Source organism: Amycolatopsis sp. NPDC026612, assembly GCF_040638285.1.
GTDB lineage: Bacteria > Actinomycetota > Actinomycetes > Mycobacteriales > Pseudonocardiaceae > Amycolatopsis.
Genome location: NZ_JBEZYB010000056.1, coordinates 32150 through 53369 on the forward strand (window position 1 = coordinate 32150; position 21220 = coordinate 53369).

At 75.1% G+C, this 21220-nt stretch carries 2 protein-coding genes; both read left to right on the plus strand.

From position 1 onward, the window contains the following. Positions 1-8 precede the first annotated feature (8 nt). On the plus strand, positions 9-14708 hold the full coding sequence (locus AB0F15_RS33545) for a type I polyketide synthase (protein WP_360279274.1): 14700 nt from the start codon (positions 9-11) through the stop codon (positions 14706-14708). Positions 14709-14735: 27 nt separating this feature from the next. Then, positions 14736-21220: type I polyketide synthase (locus AB0F15_RS33550; RefSeq protein WP_360279277.1), on the plus strand; the 6485-nt coding region annotated here is incomplete at its 3' end.

A 21220-nucleotide genomic window follows, 5' to 3' on the forward strand; every position in this document is an offset into this window, starting at 1 on the left:
GCTGAACCATGGCCACGCCCGAGAAGGTGCTCGACGCGCTGCGCGCCTCCGTGAAGGAGGCCGAGCGGCTGCGGCGGCAGAACCGGCAGCTCGTCGAGGCGGCGACCGAGCCGATCGCCATCGTCGCGATGGCCTGCCGGTTCCCCGGTGGCGTGCGCTCGCCGGAGGGGCTGTGGGACCTGGTGGCCCGCGGTGGCGACGCCGTCTCGGCGTTCCCCGCCAACCGCGGCTGGGACACCGCGTCGCTGTTCGGCGACGCCGGCGGCCGCCCGGGCACGACGTATGCGCGGGAAGGCGCGTTCCTGCACGACGCCGACCTCTTCGACGCGGGGTTCTTCGGCATCTCGCCGCGGGAAGCGCTGGCGATGGACCCCCAGCAGAGGCTGCTGCTCGAGACGTCGTGGGAGGCGTTCGAGCGCGCCGGGATCGACCCGGTGTCGGTCCGGGGCAGCCGGACCGGCGTGTTCGTCGGTTCCAACGGCCAGGACTACGCCACCCTGCTGCGGTCGTCGGCCGAAGACGTCGAGGGCTACCTCGGCACCGGCAACGCGGCGAGCGTCGTCTCCGGCCGGCTGTCGTACCTGTTCGGGTTCGAAGGCTCGTCGCTGACCGTCGACACGGCGTGCTCGTCGTCGCTGGTCGCCCTGCACCTGGCCACGCAGGCGCTGCGGCAGGGTGAGTGCGACCTGGCGCTGGCCGGCGGGGTCACCGTGATGGCCACCCCGGGGACGTTCGTCGAGTTCAGCCGCCAGCGCGGGCTCGCCCCGGACGGCCGGGTCAAGGCCTTCGCCGAGGCGGCCGACGGCACGGGCTGGGGCGAAGGCGCCGGCGTGCTGCTCGTCGAGCGGCTGTCCGACGCCCGGCGCCACGGGCACGAGGTCCTGGCCGTGGTCCGCGGTTCGGCGGTCAACTCCGACGGCGCGTCCAACGGGCTGACCGCGCCGAACGGCCCGGCGCAGCAGCGCGTGATCCGGGCGGCACTGGACAGCGCCCGGCTGTCCACATCGGACATCGACGTCGTCGAGGCGCACGGGACCGGGACGACCCTCGGCGACCCGATCGAAGCGCAGGCCCTCCTGGCCACCTACGGGCAGGACCGGGAAACGCCGCTGTGGCTGGGGTCGGTGAAGTCCAACATCGGGCACACCCAAGCCGCGGCGGGGGTCGCCGGGATCATCAAGATGGTGCTGGCGATGCGGCACGGAATCCTGCCGAAGACCCTGCACGTGGACGCGCCTTCGTCGCACGTGGACTGGTCGGCCGGCTCGGTGGAGCTGCTGACCGAGGCCCGCGACTGGCCGGACGGCGACCGGCCGCGGCGGGCGGCCGTGTCCTCGTTCGGCGTCAGCGGCACCAACGCGCACACGATCTTGGAAGCCGTCCCGCCCGCCGGGCCGGTGGCCGCGGAGGCGCCGGTGGGCACGCTGACGCCGTGGGTGTTGTCGGCGAAGTCCCCCGAAGCCCTGCGGGCGCAGGCTGCGCAACTCGCCGCGGTTTCGGCTGCTCCCGAGGACATCGCCCGGGCACTGGCCACGACCCGGACGGCGTTCGGGCACCGCTCGGTCGTCTTGGACCCGGCCGACGGGACCGCGGTCACCGGGGAGGTCCGGGAGGACGCCCGGCTGGCGGTGTTGTTCACCGGGCAGGGCGCCCAGCGGATCGGGATGGGCCGGGAGCTGTACGGGCGTTTCCCGGTCTACTCCTCGGCTTTCGACGCGGTGTGCGAGCACTTCGCCGTGCCGGTCCGCGACGCGGTGTTCGGCGAGGTGCCCGGCTTGGACGACACCGGCCTGGCCCAGCCCGCGTTGTTCGCGGTCGAGGTGGCGTTGTTCCGGCTGGTGGAGTCGTGGGGTGTCCGCCCGGATTTCGTGGCGGGGCATTCCATCGGCGAGATTTCGGCCGCGCATGTGGCCGGCGTGTTGTCGCTTGTGGACGCTTGTCGCCTGGTGTCGGCGCGGGCGTCGCTGATGCAGGCGTTGCCCGCGGGTGGGGCGATGGTGTCGATCGCCGCCGCGGAGTCCGACATCGCCTTGACCGAGGGTGTCTCGATTGCCGCGGTCAACGGTCCGGAGTCGGTGGTGATCTCGGGCGACGAGGCTGCGGTGCTGGAGGTCGCGGCCAAGTTCGCGAAGACCAAGCGGCTGGCGGTGAGTCACGCGTTCCACTCGTCGCTGATGGAGCCGATGCTCGACGAGTTCCGTGCGGTGGCGGAGACGTTGACGTATCTCCCGGCGGAGATTCCGGTGATCTCGAATGTGAGCGGTGCGCTCGCGGAGCTGTTCACCGCGGACTACTGGGTGCGGCACGTGCGCGAGGCGGTCCGGTTCGCCGACGGTATCGCCACCCTGCGGGCCGAAGGAGCCGGGATCTTCCTGGAGCTGGGCCCGGCCGGGGTGCTCAGCGCGATGGTCGGCGGCACCGCGGTCCCGGCGCTGCGTCGCGACCGCGACGAAGAGCGCACGCTGCTCACCGCACTGGCCACCGTCCACGTGCACGGTGCCCACGTCGACTGGGCCGCCTACCTGCCCGCGGGGCCGCGGATCGCCCTGCCCACCTACCCGTTCCAGCGCGAACGCTTCTGGCCAGCGCCCGCCCACCGGCCGGTGGCCGAGGCGGAGCGTTACCGCGTCTCCTGGGCGCGCCTGCCGCACCCCACCGCTCCCGCCCTCGCCGGTGCGTGCCTCGTCGTCGACCCGTCCCCGCAGCTGGAAGCCGCGCTGGCCACCTGGGACGGCCCGGTCCGGCGGCTCGACGGGCCGATCACCGCCGAGACCGTCGCCGCTGCCGAACCGGTCGTCGTGCTCAGCGGCGCCGGGCTGGAACGCACCGTTGAGCTCATCCGGGCCCTCGGCGACGCCGGAGTGGACGCCCCGCTGTGGTGCGTCACCTCGGGTGCCGTCCGGGTCACCGGCGCGGACCCCGCGCCGGATCCGGACCAGGCCGCCGTCTGGGGGCTCGGCCGCGCCGCCGCGCTCGAACTCCCGGACCGCTGGGGCGGTCTCGTCGATCTGCCGTCCACAGTGGACGAAAAGCTGGCCGCCCGGTTCGCCGCCCTGCTGAGCGGCACCGGCGAGGACCAGGTCGCGCTGCGCGCGGACGGTGCCCACGGCCGCCGGCTGGAACACGCACCGCCGCCGGCCGGCCCGGCGTGGACCCCGCGCGGCACCGTGCTCATCACCGGCGGCACCGGGGCACTGGGCGCCCAGGTCGCCCGCCGCCTCGCTCGTGAAGGCGCCGACCACCTGGTGCTGGTCTCCCGCCGCGGTGCCGACGCGCCGGGCGCGGCCGAGCTGGCCGAAGAACTGGGGATCCGGGTGACGTTCGCCGCCGGCGACGTCGCCGACCGCGGCTTCCTGGCCGAGCTGATCGAACGGGTCAGCCCCGGGCTCACCGCCGTCGTGCACACCGCCGGCGTCGTCCGGTCCGCGCCGCTGTCCGAAGTGGACGACATCGCCGGGCAGTGGGCGGCCAAAGCGACCGGCGCCCGTCACCTGGACACGTTGCTCGCCGACACCGACCTCGACGCCTTCGTCCTGTTCTCCTCGATCGCCGGGGTGTGGGGCAGCGGACAGCAAGCGCTCTACGGCGCGGCCAACGCCTACCTCGACGCGCTCGCCGAAGCCCGCCGCGCCCGCGGCCTCGCCGCCACCGCGGTGGCCTGGGGCCCGTGGGCGGACGGCGGGATGGCCGCCGACAACGACGCCGAGGACTACCTGCTGCGCCGCGGCCTCCGCGCACTGGAGCCGGAGGCGGCCGTCTCGGCCCTGCTGCGCGCGGCCGGCGGCGACACGGCCGTCACCGTGGCCGACGTCGACTGGGCCCGGTTCACCGCCGCCTTCACCTCCCGGCGGCCGAGTCCGCTGCTGAGCACGATCCCCGAAGCCGTCCTCGAAGCCGTCCCCGAAGCCGAGCCCGGCGGGTTCGTCACCCGGCTGCGGGGACTGTCCCCGGCCGGCGCCGACGAAGTGCTGCTCCAGCTGGTCCGCGACCAGGCCGCCGCGGTGCTCGGGCACCCGAGCGCGGCCGCCGTCGCGCCGGACCGCGCCTTCCAGGAGCTCGGCTTCGACTCCCTGACCGCGCTCGAGCTGCGGGACGCCCTGCGCGCGGAAACCGGGCTCGCGCTGCCCGCGACGCTCGTCTACGACTGGCCGACGCCGGTCGCGCTCGCCGGGCACCTGCGGGCCGGGGCCCTGGGCGACGCGGCCGACGCGGTCCCGGCAGTGGTGGCCGCCGCCGCCGACGAGCCGATCGCCATCGTCGCGATGAGCTGCCGGTACGCGGGCGGGGTCGCTTCGCCGGAAGACCTGTGGCGGTTGGTGTCCGAAGGCGCGGACGCGGTGTCGGGCTTCCCGGCGGACCGCGGCTGGGACCTGGAGAACCTCTACGACGCCGACCCGGCCCGGCTGGGCTCGGTGACCGTGACCCAGGGCGCGTTCCTCGACGCGGCGGGCGGGTTCGACGCCGGCTTCTTCGGCATCTCGCCGCGGGAGGCCCTCGCGATGGACCCGCAGCAGCGGCTCCTGCTGGAGCTCGCCTGGGAAGCCTTCGAGCGCGCGGGCCTCGACCCGGCGACCGTGCGGGGCAGCCGGACCGGGGTGTTCGCCGGCACCAACAGCCACGACTACACCACCCTGCTCCTGGCCTCGGCCGACGTCCTCGAAGGGCACCTCGCCACCGGCAACGCGGCGAGCGTCGCCTCGGGACGGCTCGCCTACACCTTCGGGCTGGAGGGCCCGGCCGTCTCCGTCGACACCGCGTGCTCGTCGTCGCTGGTCGCGCTGCACCTGGCCGTCCAGTCGCTGCGGCTCGGCGAGTGCTCGATGGCGCTGGCCGGCGGCGTCACCGTGATGGCCACGCCGGGCACGTTCGTCGAGTTCAGCCGCCAGCGCGGGCTCGCCGCCGACGGCCGCTGCAAGGCGTTCGCCGAGGCCGCGGACGGCACGGCCTGGGGCGAAGGCGCCGGTCTGGTGCTGCTGGAACGGCTGTCGGACGCCCGGCGCCACGGCCACCAGGTCCTGGCGGTGATCCGCGGCTCGGCGGTCAACTCCGACGGCGCGTCCAACGGCCTGACCGCGCCCAACGGCCCGGCCCAGCAGCGGGTGATCCGGGCCGCGCTGGCCGACGCCGGCCTGGCACCGTCCGATGTGGACGCGGTGGAGGCGCACGGCACCGGGACGGCGCTCGGCGACCCGATCGAGGCGCAGGCGCTCCTGGCGACCTACGGTCAGGGCCGGGAAACGCCGTTGTGGCTCGGCTCGGTGAAGTCGAACATCGGGCACACCCAGGCCGCGGCGGGGGTGGCCGGGGTGATCAAGATGGTCATGGCCATGCGGCACGGCGTGCTGCCGCGGACGCTGCACGTCGACGCTCCTTCGTCCCATGTGGACTGGACCGCGGGCGCGGTCGAGCTGCTGACCGAGTCGCGGGAGTGGACGGCCGGCCGTCCACTGCGGGCCGCGGTCTCGTCGTTCGGCATGAGCGGGACGAACGCGCACACCGTTCTGGAGGCGGTTCCCCGGCTCGAAACCGCGCCGAGCGCTGCGCCGGAACCGGTGCCGTGGGTGGTGTCGGCGCGGTCCGCGGATGCGGTGCGCGGACAAGCGCGAGCCCTGCTCGCCAAGGTGGACGAGTCTCCGTCGGACATCGGTTTCTCCCTGGTCGCCACCCGTGCTTCCTTGCCGCACCGGGCGGTCGTGGTCGGCGGCTTCCCGGCGGGCTTGGCCGCGGTGGCCGACGGTGTCCCGGCGGCCAACGTCGTGACCGGCGTGGCCGCGGCGCCGGGCAAGGTCGCGCTGGTGTTTCCGGGGCAGGGTTCCCAGTGGGCGGGCATGGCGCTGGACCTGGCGGAGTCGTCGCCGGTGTTCGCGGCCCGGCTCGACGAATGCGGTGCGGCACTTGGGTCCTTTGTGGATTGGTCGTTGCGTGAGGTGCTGGCTGACGCGGAGGCGTTGGCTCGGGTTGATGTGGTGCAGCCCGCGTTGTTCGCGGTGATGGTGTCGCTGGCGGAGTTGTGGCGGTCGTTCGGGGTGGTTCCGGATGCGGTGGTGGGGCATTCGCAGGGTGAGATCGCGGCTGCGGTGGTGTCGGGTGCTTTGTCCCTTGAGGACGGTGCTCGGGTGGTGGCGTTGCGGAGCAAGGCTATTATCGCGCTGGCCGGGCGTGGCGGGATGGTGTCGGTGGCGGCACCCCTGGCCACCGTCGAAGAACGACTCGCCGACGGCCTGTCGATCGCGGCGGTGAACGGCCCGGCCGCGGTGGTGGTCTCGGGTGAGCCGGACGCTCTCGACGAGCTGATCGCGGCTTGTGAGGCCGACGGGATCCGCGCGAAGCGGGTGCCGGTGGATTATGCGTCGCACTCGGTGCAGGTGGAGCAGCTGCGCGACGAACTCCTCGACGTCCTCGGCTCGATCACCCCGCGCGACGCCGAAACCGCCTTCATCTCCACGGTGACCGGTGAGTGGGTCGATGGGTCCACTTTGGATGCGGAGTACTGGTACGCGAACCTGCGCAACACCGTGCGGCTGGAAACGGCGGTCGAGCGGCTGAAGAGCGAGGGTTTCGGCACGTTCGTCGAGGTGTCGCCGCATCCGGTGCTGACGATGGCGCTCGGCGAGGACGTCATTGCGTTGGGTTCGTTGCGCCGGGACGACGGTGGTCTTGCCCGCTTTCACACGGCGTTGGCCGAGGCGTACGTCCGCGGCGTCGCCGTCGACTGGACGCCGGCCTTCCCGGACGCCCACGTCGTCGACCTCCCCACCTACGCCTTCCAGCGCAAGCAGTACTGGCCGCGCCCGGCCACCCGCACGGGCGACGCGACCGGCCTCGGCCTCGGCGCCGTCGAGCACCCGCTGCTCGGCGCGGCCGTCACCCTGGCCGGCGACGACCGGCTCGTCCTCACCGGACGGCTGGCCCGGCAGACCCACCCGTGGCTCGCCGACCACGAAATCCTCGGCACGGCGCTGCTGCCCGGCACGGCGTTCGCCGAACTCGCGGTCCACGCGAGCGACCACGCCGGGTGCGGCAGCGTCGAAGAACTCACCCTCGGCGCGCCCCTCTCCGTGCCCGCCACCGGCGGGGTCCAGCTCCAGGTGGTCGTCGACGTGCCGGGCGAAGACGGCCGCCGCGGACTGACCATCAGTGCCCGCCCCGACCGGCCCGGCGCGCGCTGGACCCGGCACGCCCAGGGCGTCCTGGCCCCCGGCACCCCCGAACCCTCCGCGGCTCCGGCCGAGTGGCCGCCCGCCGGCGCGGAGGCCCTCGACGTCGGCGGCCACTACGCCGCCCTCGCCGAAGCCGGTTACCGCTACGGGCCGGCCTTCCGCGGCCTGCGCGCGGCCTGGCGCCGCGGCGGCGAGGTGTTCGCCGAGGTCGAGCTGCCCGGGACCGACGCGTTCGCCGTGCACCCCGCCCTGCTCGACGCCGCCCTGCACGCGCTCGGCCTCGGCGGGTTCTTCCCCGACGACGGCCGGGCCCGGCTCCCGTTCGCCTTCACCGGCGTCGCGCTGTTCGCCACCGGGGCCACCGCCCTGCGCGTGCGCCTGGCCGCGGCCGGACCGAACGCGGTGTCGGTCGCGGCCACCGACCCGGCGGGCCGTCCGGTCGCGGTCATCGGCTCGCTGGCCTTCCAGGTGGCGTCCACAGTGGACGAAGTGCCGGACGCGCTGTTCCGCACCGAATGGGTCCCGCTCACCGCGGCCGGCCGGGCACCGGAGTTCGCCTGGCTGTCCGGGCCACTGGCCACTCTCGACGTCGTGCCGGCCGCGGTGGTCCTGCCGGTGACCGGCCTCGACCAGGTTCTCACCACCGCGCAGGAGTGGCTGGCCGACGAGCGGTTCGCCGGCGCCCGGCTCGTCGTGCTCACCACGGGCGCGCTCGCCGCGCTGCCCGGCGACCCGGTGCCCGGCCTGGCCCAGGCCCCGGTCTGGGGCCTGATCCGCTCGGCGCAGTCCGAAAACCCCGGCCGGTTCGTGCTCCTGGACATCGACGGCCGGGCCGACGCCGAGGCGGCGATCGGCACGGCGCTGGCGTCCGGGGAACCGCAGGTCGCGGCCCGCGCCGGGACGCTGCTCGTCCCGCGGCTGGCCCGCCCGGCCGCCGAACTGACCCTGCCCGCGGGCGGCGCCTGGCGCGTCGGCACCACCGGCACCGGCACGCTCGACGGCCTCACGACGTTCCCCGTTCCGGAGACCCCCCTCGGCCCGGACGAGATCCGCGTCGCGGTCCGCGCGGCCGGGCTGAACTTCCGCGACGTCCTGATCACCCTCGGCATGTACCCGGGACAGGCGCTGATGGGCGGCGAGGCCGCCGGTGTCGTGCTGGAGACCGGGGAACGCGTGCGCGGGCCGGCCGCCGGCGACCGCGTCACCGGTCTGTTCACCGGCGCGCTCGGTCCGGTCGCGGTCACCGACCACCGCCTGGTGACGCCGATGCCCGAAGGCTGGAGCTTCGCCGAGGCCGCGTCGGTGCCCGTCGCCTTCGCCACCGCCTACTACGGGCTGTTCGACCTCGGCGGCCTGCGGGCGGGGCAGTCCGTGCTCGTGCACGCGGCCGCGGGCGGCGTCGGCATGGCCGCCGTCCAGCTCGCCCGCCGGCAGGGAGCCGAGGTGTTCGCCACGGCGAGCACCGGAAAGCACGACGTGCTCCGGGAACTCGGGCTCGACACCGGCCACATCGGAGACTCCCGGTCACTGTCCTTCGAGGACCACTTCCGCGCGGCGACCGGCGGCCGCGGGGTCGACGTCGTGCTCGACGCCCTCGCGGGCGAATTCGTCGACGCGTCCCTGCGGCTGCTGCCGCGCGGCGGCCGGTTCGTCGAGATGGGCAAGGCCGACGTCCGGGACGCCGAAGAAGTCGCCCGCGCCCACGAAGGCGTCCGGTACCGCGCGTTCGACCTGATCGAGGCCGGACCCGAGCGGCTGCAGGAGATCCTGCGCGAACTCGCCGGGCTCTTCGAAACCGGCGCGCTGACCCCGCTGCCGCGCCGGACCTGGGACGTGCGGCAGGTGCCCGAGGCGTTCCGGTTCATGAGCCAGGCCCGGCACGTCGGCAAGAACGTCGTGACCCTGCCGCGGCCGCTCGACCCGGACGGCACCGTGCTCGTCACCGGCGGCACCGGCACGCTCGGCGCCCGCATCGCGCGGCACCTGGTGACCGCGCACGGCGTCCGGCGGCTGCTGCTGCTCAGCCGCCGCGGCCCGGCCGCGCCCGGCGCCGCGGACCTGACGAGCGACCTGACGGCGCTGGGCGCCGAAGTCACCGTCGTCGCCTGCGACGCGGCGGATCGTGACGCGCTCGCCGAGGTGCTGGCCGGCCGCCGCCTGACCGGCGTCGTGCACACCGCCGGCGTGCTCGACGACGGCCTGCTGACCAGTCTCGATCCGGCGAAGCTCGCGGAGGTGCTGCGGCCGAAGGCCGACGCCGCCGTCACCCTGCACGAGCTGACCCGGGACACGGATCTGGCGCTGTTCGTGCTGTTCTCGGCGGCCGCGGGCGTGTTCGGCACGGCCGGGCAGGGCAACTACGCGGCCGCGAACACCGCCCTCGACGCACTGGCCGCGCACCGCCGCGCCCTCGGTCTCCCCGGCGTCTCCCTGGCCTGGGGCCTGTGGGCGGAGGCGAGCGGCATGACCGGCCACCTCGGCGCCGCCGACCTGGCCCGGATGGCGCGGGGCGGGATGACCGGGCTCTCCGACGCCGAAGGCCTGGCGCTGTTCGACGCGGCCATCGCGCGCGGCGAGACCCTGGCCATCCCGGCCCGGCTCGACCTGTCGGCGGCGGCCGGCCCGGTGCCCCCGCTACTGCGCGGGCTGGTCCGCGGCACCCGCCGGGCCGCCACCGCGGCCTCGGCGGGCGACGGCGACCTGGCCGCGAGGCTGCGGCCCCTGCCCGCCGCCGAGCGCGATCGCCGTCTGCTCGAACTGGTCCGCGACCACGTGGCCGCGGTGCTCGGCCACGACACCGCCGGCGACATCGAGCCGGGGCGCTCGTTCGCCGAACTCGGCTTCGACTCCCTGACCGCCGTCGAACTGCGCAACCGGCTCGGCACCGCGACCGGCCTGCGGCTGCCCGCCACGCTCGTGTTCGACCACCCGGCCCCGGCGGCCCTGGTGGCCTTCCTGCGGACCGGACTGCTCGGCGACGCCACGCCGCCGGCGCAGCTGGTCCCGGCCGCCGCGACCGACGGCGACCCGGTCGTCATCGTCGCGATGAGCTGCCGCTACCCGGGCTCGGTCACCTCGCCGGAGGACCTGTGGTCGCTGGTAGCGGACGGCGTCGACGCGATCTCGCCGTTCCCCGCCGACCGCGGCTGGGACCTCGACGGGCTGTACGCGCCCGAACCCGGGACACCAGGGCGCGTTTACACCCGCAGCGGCGGGTTCGTAGCCGACGCCGGCGGGTTCGACCCGGAACTGTTCGACATCTCGCCGCGCGAGGCGCTCACCATGGACCCGCAGCAGCGGCTGCTGCTGGAAGCGACGTGGGAGGCGTTCGAGCGCGCCGGCATCGACCCGGCGTCCGTCCGGGGCAGCCGGACCGGGGTGTTCGTCGGCGCCGCCACCTCCGGCTACGGCGCCGGCGCGGCCACCGACGGGCTCGAAGGCCACCTGATGACCGGCGGCACGTCATCGGTGGCGTCGGGCCGGTTGTCGTACGTGTTCGGGCTGGAAGGCCCGTCGTTGACGGTGGACACGGCGTGTTCGTCTTCGCTGGTGGCGGTGCACCTGGCGGTGCAGGCGCTGCGGCGCGGCGAATGCGACCTGGCGCTCGCGGGCGGGGTGACGGTCATGCCGGCACCCGGTGTCCTGCTCGCCTTCAGCCAGCAGCGCGGCTTGGCCGCGGACGGCCGGTGCAAGGCGTTCGCCGAGGGCGCGGACGGCACCGGCATGGCCGAGGGCATCGGCCTGCTGCTGGTGGAACGGCTGTCGGACGCACGGCGCCACGGGCACGACGTCCTGGCCGTGGTGCGGGGTTCGGCGGTCAACTCGGATGGCGCGTCGAACGGCTTGACGGCCCCGAACGGTCCGGCGCAGCAGCGCGTCATCCGGGCGGCGCTGGCCGACGCGGGACTGGCACCGTCCGAAGTGGACGTGGTGGAGGCGCACGGGACCGGGACCAAGCTGGGTGACCCGATCGAAGCGCAGGCGTTGCTCGCGACGTACGGCCAGGAGCGGGAAACGCCGCTGTGGCTCGGCTCGGTGAAGTCCAACCTGGGGCACACCCAGGCGGCGGCCGGGGTCGCCGGCGTGATCAAGATGGTCATGGCCATGCGGCACGGCGTCCTGCCGCCGACGTTGCACGTCGACGCACCGACGTCCCGGGTGGACTGGACGTCGGGTGCGGTGGAGCTGCTGACCTCGGCGCAGGAGTGGACTCCCGGTGACCGGCCGCGCCGGGCCGGGGTCTCGTCGTTCGGGATCTCGGGCACCAACGCCCACACCATCCTCGAACAGGCCCCGGACGACGTCGCCGCCGCCGGACGCGAGCCCGTCACCGGACCGGTGCCGTGGGTACTGGCGGCCAAGAGCCCGGCGGCGTTGCGGGCCCAGGCCGCCAGGCTGCGCGAATTCCTGGACGGCCGCGAGGTGGTCCCCGCGGACGTCGCGCTGAGCCTGGCCACCACCCGGGCCGACCTCGGCCACCGCGCCGCGGTCGTCGGCGAGACCGGTCCCGAGCTCCTGGCCGGGCTGGCCGCGATCGCGGGCGGCGACCCCGGTGCGCTCCTCGGCAGCGGGACGCCCGGCCGCCTGGCCGTCCTCTTCACCGGACAGGGCGCGCAGCGGCCGGGGATGGGCCGCGAGCTCCACGCGCGGTTCCCCGTGTTCGCCCGGGCCTTCGACGAGGTCCGTGCCCTGCTCGGGGCCGTCGGGGCAGCGGAGCTCGACCGGACAGGGCACGCGCAGCCCGCGATCTTCGCCCTCGAAGTCGCGCTGTTCCGGCTCGTCGAATCGTGGGGCGTCCGGCCGGACTTCGTGGCCGGGCACTCGATCGGCGAACTGGCGGCCGCGCACGTCGCCGGCGTGCTGTCGCTGCCCGATGCGTGCACGCTGGTCGCCGCGCGGGCGGCGCTGATGGAGGCGCTGCCCGAAGGCGGGGCGATGGTCGCCGTCGGCGCTCCCGAGGCGGCCGTCCGGGCCGCGTTGACCGGCGACCGCGTCGGCATCGCCGCGGTCAACGGGCCGGCGAGCACGGTGGTTTCCGGCGAGGAAACCGCCGTCCTGGCCCTCGCCGGGGAGTTCGCGGCCCGGGGCGTCAAGACCAAGCGGCTGCGCGTCAGCCACGCCTTCCACTCGCCGCTGATGGACCCCATGCTGGCGGAATTCGGGGCGGTGGCGGCGAAACTGGCGTACCGCGAGCCGGTGATCCCGGTCGTGTCCACCCTGACCGGCGCGCTCGCCGAGCCGTTCACCCCCGGCTACTGGGTGCGGCACGTGCGGGAGACGGTCCGGTTCGCCGACGCGGTGCGCACCCTCGCCGACCGCGGGGCGGGCACCTTCCTCGAACTCGGCCCCGACGGCGTGCTGTCGGCGATGGCGGCCGAGACCGCCGACGTCCCGGCGGTGCCGGCGCTGCGGGTGGGACAGGACGAGCCGCGGGCCGTGGTCACGGCCTTCGCCCGGCTGCGGACGGCCGGGTTCCCCCTCGACGCCGGGGCCCTGCTCGACGGTGCCCGGCGGACCGAGCTGCCGACGTACGCCTTCCAGCGATCACGGTTCTGGCTCGAACCCGCGCCCCCGGCCGAACGCGACCGTGGCTTCTGGGCCGCGGTCGACGCCGGTGCCCTCGAGCTGGACTCCCGGGCCATGGCGGCGCTGGACCGCTGGCGCTCTTCGTCCACTGTGGACTCCTGGCGCTACCGCGTCACCTGGCGTCCGGTGGCCGGGACCGCGGGCAGGCTGACCGGCCGCTGGCTCGTCGTCGGCGCGGACGGCCCCGCCGGAGAAGTGGCACGGGCACTGGCCGCCCACGGCGCCGAGCCGGTGGCCGCCTCCGGTCCCGGGGACCGTGCGGCGCTGACGACCCTGCTGCGCGACCACGCCGACGTCGAAGGGGTCGTGTCCCTGCTGGCCTTCAGCGGCGGACCCGAGGCCGGGCTCGCCGCCAACCTCGCGCTCACCCAGGCGTTCGCGGACTCCGGCAGCCCGGCGCGGCTGTGGTGCCTCACCCAGGGCGCCGTCAAGGACGTGTCCCGCCCGGAGCAGGCCACCACCTGGGGCTTCGGCCGGATCGCCGCCCTGGAGCTGCCGTCGGTCTGGGGCGGCCTCGCCGACCTGCCCGCGACCTTCGACGCCGCCGCCGGGGCCCGGCTGGCCGCGGTGCTCGCCGACGGCACCGAGGACGAGGTCGCCATCCGGTCCGAGGGTGTCTTCGCCCGCCGGCTCGCGCCCGCCCCGGCCGGGGAAACCCGGGACTGGCGGCCCCGCGGCACGGTCCTGGTCACCGGCGGCACCGGCGCGCTCGGCGCCGCGGTCGCGCGGGAACTCGCCCAGGCGGGCGCCGAACACCTCGTCCTCACCGGCCGCCGCGGCGCCGACGCGCCCGGCGCGGCCGAACTGGCCGCCGAGCTGTCCGCACTGGGCGTGCGCGTCACCCTCGCCGCCTGCGACGCGGCGGACCGCGACGCAGTGGCGGGAGTACTGGCGGCGATCCCGGCGGAGCTGCCGCTGACCGCCGTCGTGCACGCCGCCGGCACCGGCCAGCACGGCCCGCTCACCGGCAGCACGCCCGAGGAGGTGACCGCGGTGCTGGCCGGGAAGGTGGCCGGGGCCCGGCACCTCGACGAACTGACCCGCGAACACGACCTGGACGCGTTCGTGCTGTTCTCGTCGATCTCCGGGGTCTGGGGCAGCGGCGAGCAGGCGGTTTACGGCGCGGCCAACGCCTTCCTCGACGCACTGGCCCACGACCGCCGTGGCCGCGGGCTCACCGCGACCGCGATCGCCTGGGGCCCGTGGGCCGCGTCGGGGATGGCGGCCGACGCCGAGGCCGTGCGGATGCTGCGCGGCCGCGGCCTCCGGCCGATCGACCCCGCGCTCGGCGTCTCGGCCTTCCGGCGGGCACTGGCCGCCGACGACACGGCCGTCGTCGTCGCCGACGTCGACTGGGCCCGGTTCGCGCCGGTCTTCACCGCGGCCCGGCCACGCCCCCTCGTGGGCGACCTCCCGGCGGTGCGGGCCGCGCTGGCCGAGCCGGAGCCGCCGGAGCCGCCGACCGGCTTCGCCGCGCTGCCGGACCGGCCGAAGGCGCTGCTCACGCTGGTCCTCGACCAGGTCGCGGGCGTCCTCGGGCACCCGTCGGCCGCGGCGATCGGCCCCGAGCGCGCGTTCAAGGAACTCGGCTTCGATTCCCTGATGGCGGTCGAGCTGCGCAACCGGCTCGGCGCCGGGACCGGCCTGAGCCTGCCCGCGTCCCTCGCCTTCGACCACCCCACGGCCGCCGACCTGGCCGAAGAACTGGACCGCCGGTTCGGCGGCGGCGAGGCGTCCGGCGTCCGGCTCCTCGACGAGCTCGACCGGCTGGAGGCCGCGTTCGAGACCGTCACCGAGGCGGACCTGGCCCGGGTCCCGGCGAGCGACGAGATCACCGCGCGCCTCAAGGGCTTCCTCGCGCGCTGGACCGAGCTGGCCGGCGGCCCCGGCGCCACCGACCTCGGCGGCGCCAGCGACGACGAGCTCTTCGACTTCATCGACAGCACCTTCCGGACCTCGTGATCCGGGACCGAAGACAGTGGGGCGGCCATGGCCAACGAACAGAAACTCCGTGACTACCTCAAGTTCGTCACGGCCGATCTGAAGGACACCCGCGACCGGCTCGCCGACGTCGAGGCCCGGGACCGGGAGCCCATCGCGATCGTGGCCATGAGCTGCCGCTACCCCGGCGGCGTCGGCTCGCCCGAGGATCTGTGGCGGCTGGTCGAAAGCGGCACCGACGCGATCGGCGGCTTCCCCGGCGGCCGCGGCTGGCAGGCGAGCGCGTTCCAGGGCGGTTTTCTCCACGAAGCCGGCGAATTCGACGCCGGGTTCTTCGGCATCTCACCCCGCGAGGCGCTCGCCATGGACCCGCAGCAGCGGCTGCTGCTGGAGACGTCGTGGGAACTGCTGGAACGCGCCCGGATCGCGCCGAAGTCCTTGCGGCGCAGCAGTACCGGTGTGTTCGTTGGCGGCGCCGCGTCGGGGTACGGCACTGATCGCTTTGCGGGGGTCCGGGTGGCGATGCCCTCGGCGCGGGGCGGAGCCCCGGATGTCACTGCGGGTGACGACGAGGTCGCCGGCTACCTGCTCACCGGGACGGCGGGCAGCGTGCTGTCCGGGCGGCTGTCCTACCACCTCGGCCTGGAGGGCCCGTCGGTCACGATCGACTCCGCGTGCTCGTCGTCGCTGGTCGCGCTGCACCTCGCCGCCCAGGCGCTGCGGCGCGGCGAGTGCGGTCTCGCGATCGCCGGCGGGGTCACCGTGATGGCCACGCCGGGCACCTTCGCCGAGTTCGACCGGCAGGGCGGTCTGGCCGCCGACGGGCGGTGCAAGGCGTTCGCCGACGCGGCCGACGGCACCGGCTGGGCCGAGGGCGCCGGCCTGCTGCTGGTCGAACGGCTGTCGGACGCCCGGCGGCACCGGCACCCGGTGCTGGCGGTCCTGCGCGGCTCGGCCGTGAACTCCGACGGCGCGTCGAACGGCCTCACCGCCCCCAACGGGCCGTCCCAGCGCCGGGTGATCACCGCCGCCCTCGCGGCGGCCCGGCTGTCCGCCGCGGACGTCGACGTCGTCGAGGCGCACGGCACCGGCACCGCGCTGGGCGATCCGATCGAAGCGCAGGCGCTGCTGGAAACCTACGGCCGCGACCGGGAAACCCCGCTGTGGCTGGGTTCGGTGAAGTCGAACCTCGGGCACACGCAGTCGGCGTCCGGGGTCGCCGGCGTGATCAAGATGGTCATGGCGATGCGGCACGGCGTCCTCCCGCGGACGTTGCACGTGGACCGGCCGTCGTCGCAGGTGGACTGGTCCGCGGGCGCGGTCCGGCTGCTGACCTCGGCGCAGGAGTGGAATCCCGGTGACCGGCCGCGCCGGGCGGGCGTGTCGTCGTTCGGGATCTCCGGGACCAACGCGCACGTGCTCCTCGAAGAGGCGGAATCCGTGCCGGCGCCGGTGACCCCGGTGGCGGGGCCGGTTCCGTGGCTGGTCTCGGCCCGGGGCGCGGAGACCCTGCGCGCGCAGGCCGAGGCGCTGGTCCCGTACGTCGACGGCGACCTTCCGGGCGCAGGTGCCGCACTGTTCGCCGGACGCAGCGCGTTCGAAGACCGGGCGGTCGTGTTCGGGTCCTCGGCCGAGGAGTTCCGGACGGGGCTTTCCGCCCTTGCGGCCGGCGGCGGTGCGCGGAATCTGGTGCACGGCAGCGTCGTGCCCGGCGGCCTGGCGGTGGTGTTCACCGGCCAGGGCGCGCAGCGGGCAGGCATGGGCCGCGAACTGTACGACCGCTTCCCGGTGTACGCGTCAGCGTTCGACGAAGTCTGCGGGCACTTCGGGCCGTCGCTGCGCGAAGCGTTCGACGACGCCGAACGTCTCGACCGCACCGAGTTCACCCAGCCCGCGCTGTTCGCGGTGGAAGTCGCCCTGTTCCGGTTGTTCGAGTCCTTCGGCGTCCGGCCGGATTTCGTGGCCGGGCATTCGATCGGGGAGATTTCGGCTGCGCACGTGGCCGGGGTTCTGTCGCTTGTGGACGCTTGCCGCCTGGTGTCCGCACGCGCTTCATTGATGCAGGCGCTCCCGGCCGGTGGGGCGATGGTGTCGATCGCCGCCGCGGAGTCCGGCATCGCCTTGACCGGGGGTGTTTCCATTGCGGCGGTGAACGGCCCGGAGTCGGTGGTGATTTCCGGGGATGAGTCCGCGGTGCTGGAGGTCGCGGCGAAGTTCGGGAAGACCAAGCGCCTCAAGGTGAGTCACGCGTTCCACTCGTCGCTGATGGATCCGATGCTGGCGGAGTTCCGTGCGGTGGCGGAGACGTTGACGTACCACCCGGCGGAGATTCCGGTGATCTCGAATGTGAGCGGTGCTCTCGCGGAGCCGTTCACGGCGAAGTACTGGGTGCGGCATGTGCGGGAGGCCGTCCGGTTCGCCGATGGTGTGTCCACAATGGAGGCAGCCGGGACCGGCGTGTTCCTGGAGCTGGGACCGGACAGTGTGCTCAGCTCGATGGTGCCCGGGATCGCCGTCCCCACCCTGCGCCGGGACCGCGACGAAGAGCAGGCGGTGCTCACCGCGCTGGCGGCTCTGCACGTCCACGGCGTCGACGTCGACTGGTCGTCGTTCCTGCCCGCCGAAACGCACACCGACCTGCCCACCTACGCGTTCCAGCGGCAGCACTACTGGCTCACCGGAAGGCCGGAAGCGTCCACGGAGGACCAGGCGTTCTGGGCGGCGGTGGAAAGCGCGGACACCGCCGATCTCGCCGTCGCGCTGGGTCTCGAGGCCCCGCTGGCGGACGCCGTGCGCCCGGCTCTGGCCGCTTGGCGGCACCGCAGCCGCCGGGACCGGACGGTCGCCGCCTGGCGGTACCGCGCCGAATGGACGCCGCTCACCGTCGGTTCCGGTACGCCGGGGCGCCGGCTGCTGATCTCCCCGGCCGGGGACGAAACCGCCGCCCGGCTGGCCACGCTGCTCACCGGGGTCGTGGCACTGACCACCGCGGGAGAGTCCCGGGCCGCGCTGGCCGACCGGCTGCGGACGGCAGGCGAGGACTGGACCGCAGTGCTGTCCGTCGGCGGCGACGTCGCGACCACCACCGTCCTCGTCCAAGCGCTCGGCGACGCGGGGATCACCGCACCGCTGTGGTGCCTGACCCGCGGCGCGGTCGCCGTCGGCCGGTCCGAGACACTCACCGCGCCCGCCCAAGCCGGGCTCTGGGGCCTCGGGCGCAGCGTCGCACTGGAACTGCCCGAACGCTGGGGCGGCCTCGTCGACCTCCCCGCCGAGCTGGACGAACGCGTCGCCGGGCGGCTGTCGGCCGTGCTCGGCGGCGAAGAGGACCAGGTGGCGGTCCGCGGCTCCGGCGTGTTCGGCAGGCGGCTCGTCCCCGCCCCGGTGGGGAAGGCCTGGGACCGGCGGCTTCGCGGCACGGTCCTGGTCACCGGCGGTACCGGCGCACTCGGCGCCCGCGTCGCCCGGTGGGCGGCGGCGAACGGCGCCGAGCGGCTCGTCCTCGTCTCCCGGCGCGGCCCCGACGCCCCGGGAGCGGCCGAACTGGCGGCCGAGCTGACCGCGGCCGGCCCTTCCGCCGTCGTCGAAGCCTGCGACGTCACCGACCGGACCGCGGTGGCCGCGCTCCTCGACCGGATCGGCCCGGACCTGCGCGTCGTCGTCCACACCGCGGGCGTCCTCGACGACGGCGTCCTCGACACCCTGACCCCCGAGCGGCTCGCGCAGGTCGAGGCGGCCAAGGTCACGGGTGCGGTCCACCTCGGTGAGCTGACCCGCGACCTCGACGCCTTCGTCCTGTTCTCCGGCCTCGCCGGCACCCTCGGCGCGGCCGGGCAGGCCGGGTACGCCGCCGCCAACGCCCGGCTCGACGCCCTGGCCGAGACGCGCCGCGCCGCGGGCCTGCCCGCCTTGGCCGTCGCCTGGGGACCGTGGGCCGGCGGCGGCATGGCCGGCGAGGACGTCACCGCGAGGCTCGGCGCCGCGGGGCTCCGGCCGCTCGACCCGGACCTCGCGCTCACCGCGCTGGAGGGGGCGCTGGCCGCGGGGGACACGACCGTCGCGATCGCCGACGTCGACTGGCCGGTCTTCGGCCCGGCGTTCACCGCGGCCCGGCCGAGCCCGCTGCTCGCTGTGCCGGCCCCGGCCGCCGTCGACCGCACCGCTGCCGTCGACCGCACCGCCGCCGTCGACCGCACCGCCGCCGGAGTGCTCGACCTCGTCCGCGAACACGTGGCCGCGGTGCTGGGGCACGCTTCGGCGGCCGCGGTCGACCGCGCCCGCGCGTTCAGCGACCTCGGGTTCACCTCCCTCTCGGCCGTCGAACTGCGCAACCGCCTGCGTGCCGCCACCGGGCTGGACCTGCCCGCCACCCTGACCTACGACCACCCCGACCCGGCCACCCTCGCCCGGCACCTGCACGGTCTGCTCGCCGGCGAGAGCGCCACCCCGGTCACGGAAACCGCCGTGGCCACCGACGACGAGCCCATTGCCATCGTCGCGATGGCCTGCCGGTTCCCCGGCGAGGTCCGGTCGCCGGAAGACCTGTGGGACCTCGTCGCGCGCGGGGCCGACGCGCTGTCCGCCCCGCCCGCCGACCGCGGCTGGCCGGACCACCTCGCCGCCGTCCGGCCGGGCGGGTTCCTCACCGGGGCGGCGGACTTCGACGCCGCTCTCTTCGGCATCTCGCCCCGGGAAGCCATGGCCATGGACCCGCAGCAGCGGATCCTCCTCGAGACGGCGTGGGAGCTGTTCGAGCGCGCCGGCCTCGATCCGCGCTCGGTGCGCGGCGAGCGGATCGGCGTCTTCGCCGGCACCAACGGCCAGGACTACCCCGCGCTGCTCACCGACGCGGGCGACGACGTCGCCGGCTACGTCGGCACCGGCAACGCGGCCGCCGTGGTGTCCGGCCGGATCGCCTACGCCTTCGGGCTCGAAGGCCCCGCGGTCACCGTGGACACGGCCTGCTCGTCGTCGCTGGTCGCGCTGCACTGGGCCCGGCAGGCGCTGCGGGCGGGCGAATGCGACCTCGCCGTCGCCGGCGGCGTCACGGTGATGGCGACGCCAGGGGCGTTCGTCGAGTTCGACCGGCAGGGCGGCCTCGCCCCGGACGGCCGCTGCAAGGCGTTCGCCGAGGGCGCGGACGGCACCGGCTGGGGCGAAGGCGTCGGTCTGCTGCTGGTGGAGCGGCTGTCGGACGCACGGCGCAACGGCCACGAGATCGTCGCCGTGGTGCGGGGTTCGGCGGTGAACTCCGATGGCGCGTCGAACGGCCTGACCGCCCCGAACGGCCCGTCGCAGCAGCGGGTGATCCGGGCGGCCCTCGCCGACGCGCGGCTGCGTCCGTCCGAAGTGGACGTCGTCGAGGCGCACGGGACCGGCACGAGGCTCGGCGATCCGATCGAGGCGCAGGCCTTGCTGGCCACGTACGGTCAGGGGCGCGAGGAGCCGCTCTGGCTGGGTTCGGTGAAGTCCAACCTCGGCCACACGCAGGCCGCGGCCGGGGTCGCCGGGATCATCAAGATGGCGATGGCGATGCGGCACGGCGTCCTGCCGCCGACCCTGCACGTCGACGCGCCATCGTCCCATGTGGACTGGACCGCGGGCGCGGTGGAGGTGCTCACCGAGACCCGGAAGTGGCCGTCCGACCGGCCGCGGCGGGCCGGGGTGTCGTCGTTCGGGATCTCCGGCACCAACGCCCACGTCATCCTCGAACAGGCGCCCGACGACGTCGTCGTCCACGACACCGCGCCGGTCGGCCTGCTCCCGGTGCCGGTCTCCGCGCAGACCGCGGCGGGGCTGCGCGCGCAGGCCCGCCGCCTGCTCGCCGCCGAGCGCGGCGGCCTGCCGGACGTCGCCTTCTCGCTGGCCACCGGCCGCGCGGCCCTGCCGAACCGAGCCGTGGTGCTCGCCGGGGACGACGGCGAGCTGGTCCGCGGCCTGACCGCGCTGGCGGACGGCACGCCGGACCCGGGCGTGGTGCGCGGAGACGTCCGGCCGGGTGCGCTCGCCGTGCTCTTCACCGGCCAGGGCGCCCAGCGCGCCGGGATGGGGAGGGGGCTCTACGACCGGTTCCCGGTGTACGCCGAGGCGTTCGACGCGGTGTGCGCCGAGTTCGACCGGCTCCTGGACCGCCCGCTGCGCGAGGTCGTCTTCACCGGCTCGTCCCTGGACGAGACCGGGTCCACGCAGCCGGCGTTGTTCGCGGTCGAGGTGGCGTTGTTCCGGTTGTTCGAGTCCTTCGGTGTCCGGCCGGATTTCGTGGCGGGGCATTCGATCGGGGAGATTTCGGCTGCGCACGTGGCCGGTGTTCTGTCGCTTGTGGACGCTTGCCGTCTGGTGTCGGCGCGGGCGTCGTTGATGCAGGCGTTGCCACCCGGCGGGGCGATGGTGTCGATCGCCGCGTCCGAGGCCGAGATCGTGCTGACCGAGGGTGTCTCGATTGCGGCGGTGAACGGTCCGGAGTCGGTGGTGATTTCCGGGGACGAGTCCGCGGTGCTGGAGGTCGCGGCGAAGTTCGCGAAGACCAAGCGGCT